General features: G+C 39.2%; 8 protein-coding genes. 6 read left to right on the top strand and 2 right to left on the bottom strand.

Annotated elements, in window-relative coordinates; translation table 11 throughout:
* Nucleotides 1-77: 77 nt before the first annotated feature.
* Complete coding sequence (locus tag HH214_RS18605) at nucleotides 78-650, bottom strand: PhnA domain-containing protein (RefSeq protein ID WP_169610183.1); 573 nt, start codon at nucleotides 648-650, stop codon at nucleotides 78-80.
* A 226-nt stretch (nucleotides 651-876) separates the two neighbouring features.
* Between HH214_RS18605 and HH214_RS18610 the strand changes: the two genes are divergently transcribed.
* The 6 genes from HH214_RS18610 to HH214_RS18635 all read left to right on the top strand — a co-directional run bounded on the left by HH214_RS18610 (nucleotide 877) and on the right by HH214_RS18635 (nucleotide 14733).
* Entirely contained in the window at nucleotides 877-3765 is a 2889-nt protein-coding gene (locus HH214_RS18610; protein ID WP_169610185.1) for a ligand-binding sensor domain-containing protein, read from the top strand.
* Between the two features lie 259 nt (nucleotides 3766-4024).
* The gene (locus HH214_RS18615) at nucleotides 4025-7054 is read left to right on the top strand and encodes a SusC/RagA family TonB-linked outer membrane protein (RefSeq protein ID WP_169610186.1); all 3030 of its coding nucleotides are present in this window, start codon (nucleotides 4025-4027) and stop codon (nucleotides 7052-7054) included.
* Between the two features lie 20 nt (nucleotides 7055-7074).
* Nucleotides 7075-8550: a RagB/SusD family nutrient uptake outer membrane protein gene (locus HH214_RS18620; RefSeq protein WP_169610188.1), complete on the top strand. Its 1476-nt coding sequence runs from the start codon at nucleotides 7075-7077 to the stop codon at nucleotides 8548-8550.
* 77 nt (nucleotides 8551-8627) lie between these two features.
* The gene (locus tag HH214_RS18625) at nucleotides 8628-9983 is read left to right on the top strand and encodes a glucoamylase family protein (RefSeq protein WP_248282143.1); all 1356 of its coding nucleotides are present in this window, start codon (nucleotides 8628-8630) and stop codon (nucleotides 9981-9983) included.
* Between the two features lie 45 nt (nucleotides 9984-10028).
* Nucleotides 10029-12308 carry a beta-glucosidase BglX gene (gene bglX / locus HH214_RS18630; RefSeq protein ID WP_169610190.1) on the top strand — a complete coding sequence of 760 codons (2280 nt, stop codon included), beginning with the start codon at nucleotides 10029-10031 and terminating at the stop codon, nucleotides 12306-12308.
* An 898-nt stretch (nucleotides 12309-13206) separates the two neighbouring features.
* The gene (locus HH214_RS18635; RefSeq protein ID WP_169610192.1) at nucleotides 13207-14733 is read left to right on the top strand and encodes an IS1182 family transposase; all 1527 of its coding nucleotides are present in this window, start codon (nucleotides 13207-13209) and stop codon (nucleotides 14731-14733) included.
* A 169-nt stretch (nucleotides 14734-14902) separates the two neighbouring features.
* Here the strand turns inward: HH214_RS18635 and HH214_RS18640 are convergent, their stop codons facing one another.
* Entirely contained in the window at nucleotides 14903-17836 is a 2934-nt protein-coding gene (locus tag HH214_RS18640; RefSeq protein WP_169610194.1) for a M16 family metallopeptidase, read from the bottom strand.
* Nucleotides 17837-17884 lie beyond the last annotated feature (48 nt).

Here is a 17884-nt window from a genome sequence, read left to right on the forward strand (position 1 = left end):
AAACTATCTGTACAAATAAAAAATAAGGTTTGAATTAGAGCAACCCTTAGTGATTCAGCAATGAATGATAAACCCAATTAACCTTTTTGCTTACGCAAGTATTTAGTTAAAATAACAATAAGTTGTCCATCAATTTTTCCTTCAATCTGGTCAGTATTATCCGCCACCAAGCGAATGTTTTTTACAACAGTACCCATCTTGGCATTGAGTGAACTTCCTTTTACATCCAAAGACCGGGTCAAAACAACTGTATCGCCATTTTGTAGTACAGCGCCAAGGCTGTCTTTATGCACTTCACTAGGTTCAACACTGGTGCTATCCTGTTCTGCTTTAGCCCAAGCAAGCGTTTCATCATCCAGGTAGAGCATATCAAGATTGTCTGCTGCCCAGTCCTCATTTTTAAATTTGGAAAGTACTCGCCAAGCTACTACCTGTACGGCCGGAACCTCACTCCACATAGCTTCTGTTAAAAAACGCCAATATTGACTATCTGTATCAATGCCTTTTTCAAGGTGTGTAAGGCAAGCATCACAGATTACAATTTGATTATTCGGATGTGTTGCAGGTGTTACAGTATAAACAGAAAGATGATTTCCAGATTTACATAATTCACAATGATTTCCACTGCGCTCTTTTAATGATGGTTCCATACAGATATAAGTAAAAGCCGCAAAAGTAGATGTTTTTAGAAATTTATTGTTCTACTATATCTATTGTTTTTAGATACATTAACTATTCAGAACTATGTAATAAGACACTTAAATAGAATAATTGATATATCAACGCTTACCGATTGGTATGTTTGTGCATACTGGCAATATGATAGGCAAATTGTAATTTTGTAGTTACACTCAATACACCACGGCCTAAATATCTATGAGAAAAATAGCTAATTTATTTTATGGCTTACTGCTTTTTATAGTTCTACCTACAATTGTAAACGCTACCGATATTAAAAGTGTTGGTGTTCCGTTCATTCAAAATTATACTAAAGCGTTATACCAAGCTGGTAATCAAAACTGGTCTGTTACCAAAGATGAACATGGTATAATGTATTTTGGTAACTCAGATGGGTTACTTACTTACGATGGACAGTATTGGCAGCTTTACCACATGCCCAATCAGCTAATTGTAAGGTCAGTAGCTGCAGATGGCAAGGGAAAGATCTACGCAGGCGGATTTGGTGAATTCGGATATTGGCAAAACAATGCTCAAGGCTTTTTAAAGTATCATTCGCTCATCAATTTAGTTCCGGCTAAGTATCTTCCAAATGAAGAAATTTGGAAAATATATGTAGATAAAGAACGTGTACTGTTCCAAACCTTTAGTTCCATATACATTTATGAAAAGGGTAGGATAGAGGTTGTCAAATCATCACAGTCTTACTTATTTTTGCTTAAAGCAAGTAACCGTTTTTTTGTAGAACAAGTTGGTTTAGGGCTATTCGAGTTAAAGAGTAATAAGCTTAGCTATATACCTGGCAGCAATGTTTTAAGTAACAGTGTTGTATTGTCAGTATTACCATACCAATCAGGTAATTTTTTAATAGGCACTGCTAAAGATGGGCTGTTCATTTACAACGGGCAAGCGGTGGTACCATTTACCAGTCCGGTAAATAGCTTTCTAAAAACTTATCAATTAAATAATGGCAGCTATATTCAAAATAAGTATTATGCTTATGGCACTATACTGAACGGTGTTGTTATCATTGATACGGCAGGCAACGTTGTTCAGCATGTTAATAAGTTAAGCGGGTTGCACAATAATACGGTATTAGGTTTATACACCGATAATAATCAAAACTTATGGGCAGCCTTAGATAATGGCATTGACCGAATAGAGCTAAATTCACCCTTATATTTTTATCAGGATAAAACCGGAAAGTTTGGTACTGTTTATTCGAGTATTATTTATAATGACAAGATTTATTTAGGAACCAATCAAGGCTTGTTTTACAGTGATTGGAAGAATAAGAATAATGGTTTGTTTAAAGCTCTAGATTTTAATATTATTTCTGGTTCACAAGGGCAAGTTTGGAATTTATCACTTATTGATGGCCGTTTGTTGTGCGGTCATAATAATGGCACTTATGAAGTAAATGGTACCTCGTTGAAAACGTTATCCTCAGTTAGTGGCGGATGGACGATTAAAAAATCAAACAGTGCGCAACTAATTCAAGGTACATACAACGGCTTAGTAATCTATAAAAAAGATGCATCAGGCAATTGGATATTTAGTCATCAAATAAGTGGTTTTACTCAACCCACTATTTATGTAGAGCAAGATAACGAAGGCTATTTATGGGTTAGCCATGCTTATAAAGGAGTATACCGAATCAAATTAAATCATGATTTAACAAAAGCTGAATCTATCAAGTATTATGATGAACATTATAATCTTCCGAGCAGCTATAACATAAATGTTTTTAAACTTAATAATGATCTTGTTTACTCAACAGAAGCTGGCTTTTACACTTACGACCATATCACCGACAAGTTTTACCGATATACCCAGCTGAATAAAATGCTGGGAACATTTGCTACATCAAACAAAGTAATTCAAGCTTCAAGTAACCAATATTGGTTTATTAACCACGGGCATGTTGCGTTAGCTGATTTATCAATAGCCGGCAAAATTAAAATTGACTCTAATCGGTTTAGTGTGCTAAATGGGCAAATGGTTCAGCATTATGAAAATATAAGTCGCATTAACGATTACTTATATTTGATAAGCGTTGATGATGGCTTTGTGATATATAACAACCAGGGCGACAATCAGCAAAAATATGCAGCGTTACCTAAGGTTCTCATACGCAAGGTTCAAAATACAACCAATAAAGTAGTTACACTTTCTGAAAATGGTACTAGCGAGATTGAATTGCCGTTTAATAAAAATAGTGTACGTATTTACTACAGCTTTCCCTTATATCAACAATCAAAAATAAGGTTCCGGTATATCTTAGATGGCTACTCTAAAACATGGTCAGAATGGAGTACCGAAAGTCAAAAAGACTTTACTAATTTAAACCCGGGTACATATTACTTTAAAGTTAAAGCTCAAGTTGATGGAAAAAACGTATCAGATGAAACGTCCATCAAAATTGTTGTACTCTCACCTTGGTATTCGAGCCGGATCGCCATTATTATATACCTGCTGCTACTTATTCCACTTTATTATGTTGTTCGATTCTTATATAGAAAGAAGCTTATCAAGCATCAGGAGTACTTGCATCAGAAATTCATATTAGAAAAAGAAGAAGCTTTGCGTAAAGAGGCGGCTTTGAACGAGCAAAAAATTATTCGTTTAAAAAATGAGCAGCTACAGGCTGATTTAGCTAACAAAAACAGGGAGCTTTCTAATTCGGCAATGAACATTGTTTATAAAAATGAGTTATTGCAAAAGCTAAGTGATGAAATAACTCATTTGAAAGACGATAATGGTAAAACCTTATCTCCTGAACAATTACGTAAACTGCAGAAGGTAATTGATGAAGGGATGAACGATGAACAGGATTGGAATATTTTTGAAAACAGCTTTAATGAAGCCCATGAAAATTTCTTCAAAAAGTTGAAATCTCAACATCCAGAATTAGTTCCAAATGATTTAAAGCTATGTGCCTACCTACGCATGAACATGAGTAGTAAAGAAATTGCCTCTTTGTTAAATATTACACTAAGGGGGGTAGAAATAAGACGTTATCGACTACGAAAAAAGCTCCAATTACAACATGACAAAAACTTATCAGAGTTCTTAATTGAGCTATAATACTACATCATCACCTCTCATAGCTATTTTCCAGCTTTCATAATTATAAATCCAGAGTGTAGTGTACACACTTTGGATTTGTTATTTTCAAATGCCTGTAAATTAACATACTAGGTTTTGTTTATTATGTGTTTGAGTAGGTATTAAGATTCATGATGTAGTAATGTAGAGTACAAAAATAGATGAGTTGTGGTTTTTACTCATCAAGTTTGTACACTCAAAACCAATTTTATTTAATACCAAAACTAATTAAAACCGTATGAAGAGAATTTACACAATCTCGAGGTTGGTATTACTGTGTCTGTTGTTTTCAACTGTAGCTTTTGCACAAAATGTTGCAGTTAAAGGCAAAGTAACTGATGCAACAACTGGTGAGTTTTTACCAGGTGTAACAGTTGCTGTACAAGGAACAACCACAGGTACTCAAACCGATGTTAATGGTGCATTCACAATTAATGTACCATCAAGTGCTACCATAACTTTTTCTTTTGTTGGTTATACTGCACAACAAATAGCAGTAAATGCCAGAACTACTTTAGATGTAAAACTGGCCAATAAAGCAAGTGAGCTTCAACAGGTAGTAGTAGTAGGTTACGGAACCCAAAGGAAGATTGATGTTACAGGTTCTGTAAGTCAAGTAAGAGGTGAAGAGCTTTCGAAGCAACCTGATCCTAATCCGGTAAGTGCTTTACAGGGTAAAGTTGCCGGTGTGCAAATCACTAACTCTGGCACTCCAGGTGCTTCTCCGCAAATTACTATTCGTGGCCAGGGTACTGTATATGGCAACAATAACCCGTTATACGTTGTGGATGGGGTGTGGTTTGATGACATAAGCTTCTTGAACTCTAATGATATTGAAAGCATGAGCATCCTGAAAGATGCCTCAAGTGAAGCAATATATGGTGTTAGAGCTGCCAATGGTGTTGTATTAATTACGACTAAGAAAGGCAAAGGTGGTAAACCTACAGTTAATTACAACGGGTATGTAGGCGTACAGAAAGTAACCAACATGGTTAAGATGGCTAATGCTTCACAATATGCCGAGTTGGTGAATGAACTAAATGGCACTACTTCGTTTGCTGATCCGGCAAGCTTGGGTAAAGGTACAGACTGGTTTGATGTAATTTTGCGTAAAGCATTTACTACAAACCATAACGTATCATTAAGTGGTAGTACCGATAAGTCGTCTTATAACATGTCTATTGGTTATTTTAACCAGCAAGGTAACGTAAAAACCAATAGTTATGATCGTGTAACTGTACGTTTACAGCAAGATTTACAAGCTTATAAGTTTTTAAAAGTAGGATACAATGCTATACTTCAAGGCAGCAATTCTAAAGATGTACCTGCGGATATCATTTACAAAGCTTATACTGCAGCACCTGTAGTACCGGTGTATAATGCTGATGGTACATATGGTGATCCTGCCAATTATCCTATTGGTAATTCACCTACTAACCCACAGGCGCAGCTAGATAATTACAACCAGCGCACTAAAGATTTCCGGTTTAATGGCAATATGTTTGGTGAACTGAAATTCAATGATCATTTAACTTTCCGCACCAGTTTTGGTGCTGATGTTAGGCAGAATGAAGTACGCAACTACATTCCGGCATATGCTGCAACAACCAACCAGTTCAACACCACTAGCGATTTAACCTTAACCAAAACACAGTCCCGCAACTGGATTTGGGAAAACACATTAACTTACAACCAGACTTTTAATAAAGATCATCGGTTAACGGTATTGTTGGGTCAAAGTGCTCAGCATTACTATAATTATTATTCGATTGCTACAGTACAAAATGCACCTAATTCAACAGCTACTTACTACATCAATTCAGGTGATGCATCAACTACTACAGTAAGAGATTATGCTACTATTACTACATCAGCATCGTACTTTGGTCGTGTAAATTATGCTTATAAAGATAAATATCTGTTAAATGCATCTATACGGCGCGATGGTTCATCAGCATTCAGCAGCGATCAACGTTGGGGCGCTTTTCCTTCTATAGGTGCCGGATGGGTAATCTCTAATGAAGATTTCTTTAAAGATCAAAACATATTCAATAATTTGAAAATTCGTGGTAGCTGGGGTAAAATTGGTAACTCTGCTATTCCTGCTAACATTTATACTAACACCGTATCTCGTACCGGCGATTTAACTGCTGTTTACGGGACAACTAACGGTGTAATTGCTTCTGGTGCTAACATTACTACTATTTCAAATCCTATTCTATACTGGGAAAGAGGTGTAGGTACTGATTTAGGTTTAGAAGGTAGTTTATTTAATAACCGATTTACCTTTGAAATTGACTACTACAATCGTGTAACCCAAAAGGGTATCTTCGATGTACCCGTTCTAAAATCATTAGGCACAACTAACGGTTCCATTATTACTAACCAAGCTGATTTTAGAAACCGTGGGTGGGAATTCTCTGCTGGCTGGAAAGGCAATACAGGTAAAGATTTTTCCTATGCTATCAACGGTAACTTTAGCATCAACAATAATAAAGTAACAGCTAATTATAGCGGCAATAACATCATTTATGTAGGCAGTGGTGCTACGGGTGGCAACACTACAAGTATTACAACCGTAGGGTTGCCTATTAGTGTATTTTACGGTTACAGAGTAACTGGTATATTCCAAAATGCAGCGCAGATAGCATCATCTTCACAAAAGAGTGCGAGTCCAGGTGATTTTATCTACCAGGATGTTAATAGTGATGGTGTAATTGATGGTAAAGACCGTGTTGTACTAGGTAATCCAAACCCTAAATACCAATTTGGTTTAAACACTACTTTCAATTACAAAAACTTCGATCTAACAGTTGATATACAAGGCGTAGCTAAAGTAGATGTATATAACGCTAACAAAGGTTTGCGTTACGGTGCTGAAAACTACACGCTTGATTTTTATAAGAACCGCTGGCATGGTGAAGGTACTTCTAATACTTATCCTTCTGCAAACATTGGTGGCGGCAGCAACTATTACCCAAATAGCTGGTACGTGGAAAGCGGCAGTTATGTAAGGTTAAGAAATCTACAATTAGGCTATAATTTGCCATCATCGGTTACAAGTAAGCTACACATTCAACGGTTAAGAATTTACGCTAATGCGCAAAATGCGGTTAACATATTTGGTTATACCGGCTTTAACCCTGAAATCGGTAGAACAGCTAGCGCGGTATCTTCTAGTGGTGTAACATCAACAGCAGCAGGTATTGATAACGGTGTGTACCCTTTATATGCTACTTATAACTTGGGCTTAAACGTAACCTTCTAAACTTTAAAACAATCTGAGTTATGTTGAAAAATACTCAAACTTATCGAAAAGCAATAACTGCAGCTTCGCTTGTAGTCTTAATATCAGCGCAAAGCTGTAAAAAAAGTTTCCTGGATGTTCCTGTTCAGGCGCAAACCACCAGTTCTACATTTTTTACCAGTGCAACTGATGCTGCACAAGCTGTAAATTCAATTTATGCTAACTTACGCTCTTTTAACCAAGTGGCATTTCCTGCCATTGCGGTAGAAAGCATGGGATCTGATGATGCAGAAAAAGGCAGTACTGCAGGTGATGCTACATTCATGAATTTGTATGACACCTTTACAGAAACTGCAACTGAAACACAATTAACTGGATTCTGGACTGGTTTGTATGTGGAAATCAATCTCTGTAATCAGGTATTGGATAATGTGCCTAACATTACTATGGATGCAAGTTTAAAAGCACGCTATTTGGCAGAAGCTAAATTTGTAAGAGCTTACAGCTATTTTAGATTAGTACGTGCATTTGGTGGCGTACCGTTGCGCTTGCATGTGCCAACTGGTACAGATCAGTACAATATATCTCGTAGCACTGCTGCTCAGGTATATGCCGCTGTTGAGCAGGATTTAACCGATGCAGCTTCAGTGCTACCAACCAGCTATGGATCTGATGATGTAGGCCGGGCAACCAAAGGTGCTGCATTAGCTCTACATGCCAAAGTAGCTATGTACCTGAAAAAATGGACTGATGTATATAACTACACTACTCAAGTAATGGGCATGGGATATTCATTATTTCCTAATTTTGAGCAGTTATTCAGAATAGCTAATGAGAATAGCTCTGAATCTGTTTTCGAAATTCAGTGTGCTACTATATCTACTATAGCCAATGCATCAACCAGCCAGTATTCGCAGGTGCAGGGTGCACGACAAAGTGGTGGTGGCTGGGGCTTTAATGTACCAACCAGTGATTTGTCTAACGCATTTGCAACCGGCGACCCTCGCCGGGATGCTACCATTCTATATCGCGGAGAAACTACTCCCGGAGGTGACGTGGTACTGGCTTCAAATCCCAACCCAATGTATAACCAGAAATCTTACGTGCCATTTACTACTGCATTTGTAAGCAATGAAGGTGAAGCACAAAATGTGCGGGTTATACGTTATGCTGAAGTATTATTGATGAATGCTGAAGCCGCAAATGAATTAGGAAATATTACCCAAGCTCTGGCATCATTAGAAATGGTAAGAGCCCGGGCACGTGGTTCAAATAGCTCGATTCTACCTAAGGTAACCACTACCGACCAGTCAGCTTTACGTACTGCTATCTGGAATGAGCGCCGATATGAATTGGCAATGGAGTTTGATCGTTTCTTCGATGTTATACGTCAGGGACGTGGTGCAGCCGTATTCGGTAGTAAAGGTTTCGTAACCGGAAAAAGCGAGTTGATGCCAATTCCGCAAACCGAAATTGATTTAAGTGGTGGTGTACTAACACAAAACCCAGGCTATTAATTAATAAAGTATTTAGAGCCGAAGCCCGATTTAGCTATCAGGTTTCGGCTTTTTTCATTTACCTAAGTTTTGTTAAAGTGAAAAGGCTAACTGTTATTTATTTACTACTATTTACCGCAATATGCAATATTGGTTTTGGGCAAAAAAAAGCTAATTTAACTCCTACTAAAGCCCAAGAAATTAAAACTGTAGGCATTATCAAAAATCTATCAGATAGTGTTCTGCTCGATGTAGTACAAAAACAAACATTCCGCTACTTCTGGGATTATGGTCACCCGGTAAGTGGTTTAGCTCGCGAGCGCAGTAACAATGCTTTTGAAACCAGCACCGATGTAGTTACAACAGGTGGTTCTGGTTTTGGTATTATGGGTATTATAACTGCCACCAATCGAAAATGGATCACCCATGATGAAGCGGTTGATCGTATGCTTAAAATAGTAAACTTCTTGTGGAAAGCCGATGCCTTTCATGGCGCATTTCCGCACTGGCTGGATGGCACCACAGGTAAAGTGATTCGTTTTGGTCGTAAAGATGATGGGGCCGATCTAGTGGAAACCGCTTATTTATTCCAAGGGTTGTTGTGTGCCCGTCAATATTTTTCAGCTAATACTCCTAAGGAAACTGACCTGCGTAACAAAATAAACTGGATGTGGGATGACATTGAATGGAGCTGGTTTACACGTGAGGGGAGAGAAGCCTTATACTGGCATTGGTCGCCCAACAATGGCTGGGCTATGAATTTTCCTATTCATGGCTTTAATGAATGTTTAATTACCTATGTACTGGCTGCATCGGGTGATCGGTATCCGGTTACAGCTGATGTTTATCATCGTGGTTGGGCACAAAGCAACTTTTTTAATAATGGCAAAACGTTTTATGGTTTTAAGCTTCCTTTAGGGTTTGATTATGGCGGTCCACTGTTTTTTTCTCAATATTCATTTTTAGGCTTGAATCCTAAAGGGCTAAAAGATCGCTATGCTGATTACTGGGAACAAAACACCAATCATACTTTAATAAATCATGCCTACTGTGTAGACAATCCTAAGCATTTTAAAGGTTATGGCGAAAACTGCTGGGGACTAACTGCAAGCGATATTAAAGATGGATACACGGCCAGTTCGCCCACTAATGATGTAGGCGTAATTGCGCCAACAGCTGCGTTATCGGCATTTCCTTATACGCCTCAGTTTTCCATGAAAGCATTACGTCATTTTTACTACGATTTAGGTGATAAAATATGGGGTGAGTACGGCTTTGTGGATGCTTTTAATGAAGGACAAAACTGGTATGCCAAATCTTACCTGGCCATCGATCAGGGGCCGATTATAGTGATGATTGAAAATTACCGCAGTGGTTTGCTCTGGAAACTTTTTATGAGTTGCCCTGAAGTGCAACGCGGACTTAAGAAGCTCGACTTTCAATATTCGTTATAGTAACAGAATAAACGTAAAATATTAATAAATCAACAACATCGATATATGAACTTGTGTAAAACTATTGTAGCATCATGTTTAACAGCTGCTATTGGCTTTACAGCTATAGCACAGAAGAAAACCGATCCTAAAATGGATGCCTTTATCAGCAACCTAATGGGCAAAATGACCTTGGATGAAAAAATAGGCCAGTTGAATTTACCCTCAATTGGATTTGATATAACCGGTCCTATTTTAAGTGAAGGCGTGGAAGAAAAGATACAGCAAGGCATGGTAGGCGGCGTGTTCAATACCTACACACCTACAGCTGTGCGTAAATTACAGCAATATGCTGTAAATAAAACCCGTTTAAAAATTCCTTTACTTTTTGGATATGATGTTATTCACGGACATAAAACTATTTTTCCTATACCGCTGGGCTTATCATCCAGTTGGGATATGCCTTTGATTGAACAAACGGCCCGTACAGCTGCCGAAGAAGCTACGGCAGATGGTTTGAACTGGGTGTTTTCACCTATGGTTGATATTGCGCGCGATCCGCGATGGGGGCGTGTATCGGAAGGATCTGGTGAAGATACTTGGCTGGGTTCGCAAATTGCACGAGCCATGGTAAAAGGTTATCAGGGCAATGATTTGGCCGCCAAGAACACCGTGCTGGCCTGTGTAAAGCACTTTGCTTTGTATGGCGCTGTTGAGGCCGGACGCGATTACAACGTGGTAGATATGAGCGAACGTAAAATGTTTGAATACTATCTGCCTCCATATAAAGCAGCTATCGATGCTGGTGCTGCTACAGTGATGAGTTCATTTAATGAAATTAATGGTGTACCTGCCGCCGCTAACCAGTGGCTCTTAACCGATTTATTGCGCAAACAATGGGGCTTTGATGGTATGGTAGCTACTGATTATACCGCCATTATGGAACTGATGAATCATGGAGTAGGTAATGAAGAGGAAGTAGCTAAACTAGCGCTAGTAGCTGGTAACGATATGGATATGGTGAGCGAGATTTTCCTGAAAAGGCTAAAACAACTAGTGAATGAAAAAAAGCTTAATGTGAGCTATGTTGATTTAGCCTGCCGCCGTGTACTGGAAGCTAAGTATAAGTTAGGCCTGTTTACCGACCCATATCGTTACGTAAGCGAATCGAGAGCAAAAAAAGAAATTATGAATGCTGCTAAGTTACAACTAGCAAAAGAAGCAGCTGAAAAAAGCATGGTGTTGCTTAAAAACGAAAATGATGTTTTGCCACTTAAAGCTGACGCCAGCATTGCCTTTGTTGGGCCGCTGGTGAAGGATCAGCGTGATTTAATTGGCAATTGGAGTGGGGCAGGCGACTGGAAAAAGGCTGCCAGTTTCTGGGATGCAATACAGGCACAATATCTAAACAATAAATTTGTTTATGCCAAAGGGTGCAACATTACTGACGATCAGAAAATTATCAACAAACTGAACCCGCATGATGCCCAGATTGTGCTAGATAACAAAACACCGCAGCAGTTGATTGATGAAGCTGTTGCAGCCGCTAAAAACGCCAATGTAGTAGTAGCCTTTTTAGGTGAACCTTTTGGCATGTCGGGAGAAGCTGCCAGCCGTAGCGACATTAGCTTGCCGGAAAATCAACAAGCATTGCTAAAAGCTCTAAAAGCTACAGGTAAGCCTGTTGTGCTGGTATTAATGAACGGTAGACCGTTAACTTTGCAATGGGAAAATAATAATCTAAATGCTATTTTGGAAACTTGGTTTGCTGGTACCAAAGCTGGTGAAGCCATTACCGATGTTCTGTTTGGTAAATACAATCCATCTGGAAAGTTAAGCATGACCTTTCCGCGTAGTGTAGGTCAGATTCCAATCTACTACAATGCGAAAAGCACAGGCCGTCCTATTGATGAGCAACAAAAATATACTTCTAAATATCTGGACATTCCAAATACACCATTATATCCATTTGGTTATGGGTTAAGTTATACCACTTTCAATTATAGTGCTATTCAACTGGACAAAACAACCATAAACGGTGCTAATGATAAACTTACTGCAAGTATTACTATCACCAACACAGGTAATGTAGCCGGACAGGAAACCGCACAGTTATACATTCGTGATATGGTAGGTTCTGTAACCCGTCCACTTAAAGAGCTGAAAGGCTTCCAAAAAGTAACTTTAAAGCCCGGTGAATCAAAAACGGTTAGCTTTACAATTAGTCCGGCTGATTTAATGTTTTACGATATTAATATGAAGTACACTTATGAACCTGGTGCTTTCAAGGTATTTATAGGTGGCAACTCACAAGAGGTTAAAGAAGCTGATTTTAAAGTAGAGTAGTTACAACAGTCATCTCTATACAATAAGCCTATATTTCTACAGAAATATAGGCTTATTGTATAAGTATAAAATGGTATACTATAGCTACTGGAACCTTGTGGTGAAGACGTGCACGAGTGTGCTCGTGCGCAATATAGGTTAGGTTCTTGCCGGAACGGGACAACTAAACTTTTACAGAAATCAGGAGTAAAACGTCCGTCCACGACACTGACCCGGAAGTCGATTAAATACCGAACAGACATTTGGATTGGTTAAAGTAGATGATGTGTTCTTGTGAACAATAAGCAAAATCAAAATATGAATACAGTACACATTTTATTAAAAAAGTTAAATTCTTTTTGGTAGTATGAATACTTAGTGTTATTTTTACACCATTAGAAAACGAATAAAAATTCTTCTCATAATTTAGGTTTATAATTGGTTAGTAAAAGTCCTCCTGCCCATCAGGAGGCTTTACTTTTTTAAGGGATCTGTAGAAGTCTTCTATTAAGTAATACAAATAAGCCTTTGTAAAGATAAAGCTGCCACTTGGCACTATCGTCAGGGGCTCATCAAAGCTTCTTCAAATATCACGTTAAAAAGTTCTTGTCCTACAGCATCAAATGAATCAGCAATATTGTTTATATAAAGGTTCGCGGAGTTGCAGCTTATATATTACTTTACTTACTAGGAGAGAATAGAAAGTTTTAAAAATAAACATAAGTATACAACATGTAAAGCTGGAAGGTGGGGAAGATTACATAAATTTTAATCAGATAAGTCACTTAGTCTTAAGTTAAACAAACAGCAAGTTAAAGCCCGATAGTGCTGGATGTACGGATATTTACTTCATAAAAAAGAGGCTGTCTGAAAAGGGCAGCCTCTTATTGTTTTAAGGAGATTTTTGTATCTTAAAGACATGGGAGGCAAGATAGTCTTTAAGGAATATGATCCAGACCAGTTAACGTTTTTACCGTACAAACTGGAGGAACTGGTACCGACAGGTCATCCGGTCCGTATCGTTAAACAGGTCGTGGACACGGTAGATGTCAAACCGATCAACCGGAAGTACAAAGGCAGCGGGGCGTCAAGTTTCCATCCCCGGCTGATGCTGAAGCTGCTGGTTTACGGCTATCTGACCAATACTTATTCCTCACGCAAACTGGAAGAACAGGCCGCGCAGAACGTACACTTCATGTGGCTTTTAGGGATGAAAAAGCCCGACCACAACACCATCAACCGTTTTCGCAGCGAGAAGTTGTCAGGCGTCTTAAAGCAGATCTTCTCACAAATCGTGTTGCTGCTCGAGCAGGAAGGTATCGTATCCTTGAAAGAAGCCGTTTTTACTGATGGTACCAAGATCGAATCAGCGGCGAACAAGTACACCTTCGTATGGGGCAAAAACATCAAGGCGAATAAAGATAAGATGAAAGCCCAGCTTGATGAACTGTGGGGTTATGCGCAAAGCATTGCCGCCGAAGAACTAAAAGATACAGCGCCCTTGGAATATAGTGAGATCAACCCGGAGAAAGTAAAGGAAACCATCTCAAAGATCAATGCAGCCTTAGATGATAAAGAAGACGTAGACAAAAAAGTAAAGCAAAAGCTGAACTACGCAAAGAAGCACTGGCCGGAGAGCCTGGCACGGTATGACGAGCAGGAAAAGTTATTAGCCGGCCGTAACAGCATGTCAAAGACCGACCCGGATGCCACCTTCATGCGGATGAAGGAAGACCATATGCTGAACGGACAACTTAAGCCGGCCTATAACCTGCAGATATCCACCCAGGAGCAATTCATCCTTAATTATACCCTGCATCAAACCTCAACCGATTACCAAACCTTGTCTTCCCATATTGAACAATACCAAGCCTTATATAAAGACCTGCCCAAAGCCATTGTTGCCGACACCGGCTACGGATCGGATGAGAACTACGGTGTGTTAGCGCGAAAAGGCATTGAGGCTTACATCAAATACAATACGTTCGATAAGGAACAAAAGGACGGTATCAAAGCGTTCAGTAACGACAGCCTGCATTATAACGAAGCGGAGAATTACCTTGTTTGTCCGATAGGTCAATGGATGGCGCATATCGGTAACGGTCAGCGAGTCACTTCATCTGGTTTTGTACAACTGATCAGCCGTTACCGTGCCCAGAACTGTGAAGGTTGCCCGATGCGTGGTGTTTGCCATACTACACAGGGTAACCGGGTCGTTGAGATCAACCACAGCCTAAGACAACATAAACAGGCAGCCAAAGAACGGTTGAATACAGAACAGGGTATCAACCTCAGGAAACGAAGGCCGGCCGATGTGGAACCGGTATTCGCCCAATTAAAGCATAACCATGGCTTCAGACGATTCCTGCTGAAAGGGATGTCCAAGGCCGAGGTCGAAATCGGCTTATTATCCATCGCACATAACCTAAGAAAATGGAAAACCTGAAAACAAGCTTTTTATAGACTTTTAGAACCTGTTAGAATCAATCCCCGGTTCTTAAACGGCTGCTGACATCTTTCACTCAACCTTCCAACCAAAAATCATAACTAAATAAAAAACCGCCTCATATTTGACTTATGAGACGGCCTCTTTGTTTATGTAGAATTTAGGTGGTTTAATAACCAAATAGCTGAGTTAGATCCAGCTTGATTAATTCACCGTATTTCTTCAAAACATCATCACTTACACGCTTGTCTGAAGCTACTACGCAGTAAGTAAAAGGTTTATTCTTAATCTCACTTTCGTGAAAAGCTTTGATATCAGCATAATTCAATTTATCAATGGCAGCGTAGGTGGTTTTGCGTGCATCATAATCTAAACCATGGCGCTGAGCAGCCAGATAGTTGAATAATATGTCATCTTGCATAATCCGGTCCGTTTCTAATGATTTACGAATATTTTGACGAGCCACAGTTACAATTTTTTCAGATTCAGGCATATCGGTAAGCAGTTCATTCATGCCTTTAATTGCATCGTTGAATTTATCAGCTTGAGTGCCTACATAAGCTACAAAGTAATTTGGATCTTCCTTTTTAGACGGGGATACATAGTAAGCGTAAGTAGAGTATGCCAAAGCTTTTGATTCACGTATAGTTTGAAATACAATACCACTCATGCCGCCACCAAAGTAATTGTTATATAATTCGATGGTTGGTGTTTTAGCAGCATCATAAGGCGATTCGTTACGAACCCAGTTTATTTCAGCTTGTACCATGTCATAATTGGCAAATAGTACACGAGTTTTGTCGGGGTTTACACGGGTAAACTGTTTAGCCTGCGGATAAGCTACAAAAGTATTTGGCATGCGGTGCAATACAGCTAATGTTGAAGCTGCTGCATTAGCATTTTGTGGACCATAATACAATATAGTATGTTTATAAGCAGATAAACTGTGTAAAAGGGCAACCAGATCGTCGGCTTTCAGGTTATCCAGTTCTTCGTTGGTTAGTGTATTGTTAAATGGATTTTGTGCTCCATATTGAGCATAGCTCATTAAACCAGCCATAATAGCAGCCTTATTCAGCTTTGCATTTTCGCGTGTTTTCTTCAAACGGACTTTTAAGCCTTGTAGCGCTTCTTCATCAGGCTTACAATTAGCAATTAAATCCTCGTACAAAGAAAGTGCTTGATTAAAATTTTCTTGTAAGCCGTTAATACTTACTGTAGTAATATCTGTACCGGTTGTTATGTTGTATGATGCAGCCAATTTGTAAAATGCTTTACTAAAATCTTCGGCACTCATTTTATTAGTACCTAAAAATTGTAAGTATTGTGCAGCAATGGGCAGCAGTTTGCTATTCCAGCTACCCATATCATAGCGGTAGTATAGTCTGAATATGCTGTTGTCTTTGTTCTGAACAGCTAATACATCTACCTGACCGGCTTTGGCATGCTGAATATCGCGAGCATAATCCAGCCACACTGGTTGTACCGGATTGCTCGGCATATCATTAATGGATTTCAGGAAATCAGATTGTGCTTCACGGTTTACGGCAACAGGAGTAATGGTTGGTTTATCAACCTTCACTATGTTTTTATCTTCACCCTGGTGTTTGTACACAACTACATAGTCGTTATCATTCAAGTATTTATTGGCAAAAGCAACAATTTGCGGCTTAGTGATTTTTGATAGTTCATCCACTTCAGCTACTGAGGTGCGCCAGTCAACACCTGAAGTAAAAGCATCCATTAGGTTACCTGCACGTGCACCATAGTTCTCGCTTTGTAAAATAATGTTCTTTTTGTTGTTATTAGCGATAGAGGCAATCAGATCATCTGAAAAATCACCTTTTTTCAACTTATCGATTTCAGTTAGCATTAAACTTCTTACTTCATCTAGGGTCTGACCTTTTACCGGGTTACCCTGTAATACCAATGCACTGTAATCTTTTAAAGTATAAGCAGATGCTCTGGCACTTAGCAACTTTTGTTTTTTAATCAAATCCAGATCAAAAAGCCCGGCTTTGCCATTGGTTAGGATAGCACCTACTAGATTCAATAACTGTGCATCGCGTGTATTAGCTCCCGGAAAGCGATAAGCTATGGTTAAATTTTCAGGATTAGGGCCATACACATCTTTTTGAATCGGACTGCTGATTGGCTTCTCGGGCGCAAATGTATAAGCCGGAACTGGCTTGCGAACCATGGATACAAAGTGTTGATCAATTTTCTTGATCATTACATCTGGGTTAAAATCGCCAGACATAATTATCCCCATGTTGTTAGGTACGTAATAGCTGTAATAATAATTGCGTATAGCCTTTAACGATGGGTTTTTTAAATGTTCAACGGTACCAATGGTAGTTTGACGACCATAATTGTTATTGGGAAACAGTGCTGCGAACATGGCTTCCGAAACTTTATTCGGGTCACTGTCAAGCGTTCGGTTCTTTTCCTCGTACACAGCCTCTAGCTCTGTATGGAATATACGAAATATTGGCTGACGGAAACGCTCGGCTTGTAAGGTCAGGAACTTATCAACGGATGCGCTCGGAATATCTTCCGTATAAACAGTCTGCTCGAACGAAGTGAAAGCATTACTGCCCTGTGCGCCCATACCTGCCATCATTTTATCATACTCGTTGGCAATAGCAAACTTGGCAGCCTCACCCGATGTTTGGTCGATCTGTTTGTAAATTTCTTTACGTTTAACCTCATCAGTAGTGGAGTTGTACTGCTCATACAAGTTATCAATTTTGTCGAGCAATGGCTTTTCCTTAGCCCAATCAAGTGAACCATATTTATTAGTTCCCTTAAACATCATGTGCTCCAAGTAGTGAGCCAAGCCGGTATGATTGGCCGGATCGGTTTTGCTACCAGCTTTTACAGCAATATAGGCCTGAATGCGTGGTTGTTTTGGTGTAGCACTCAGAATAACAGTTAAGCCATTATTGAGCGTGTAAAATCGGGCGTGAGTAGGGTCGCTGGTTACGTATTTGTACGTGTAGCCATTAGCTGTAGCCTGTTTCCAAGCATACTGCGTTTGCGCCGAAGCTGTTTCACCAGCTACCATTACCCATAATGCGAAGATCAAAGGTTTAAGTTTCATACTGAATGGTTTAATGTCTAAATATAAATAATTGCCTGTATTTGTCAA

The sequence above is a fragment of the Mucilaginibacter robiniae genome (assembly GCF_012849215.1).
Classification (GTDB): domain Bacteria; phylum Bacteroidota; class Bacteroidia; order Sphingobacteriales; family Sphingobacteriaceae; genus Mucilaginibacter; species Mucilaginibacter robiniae.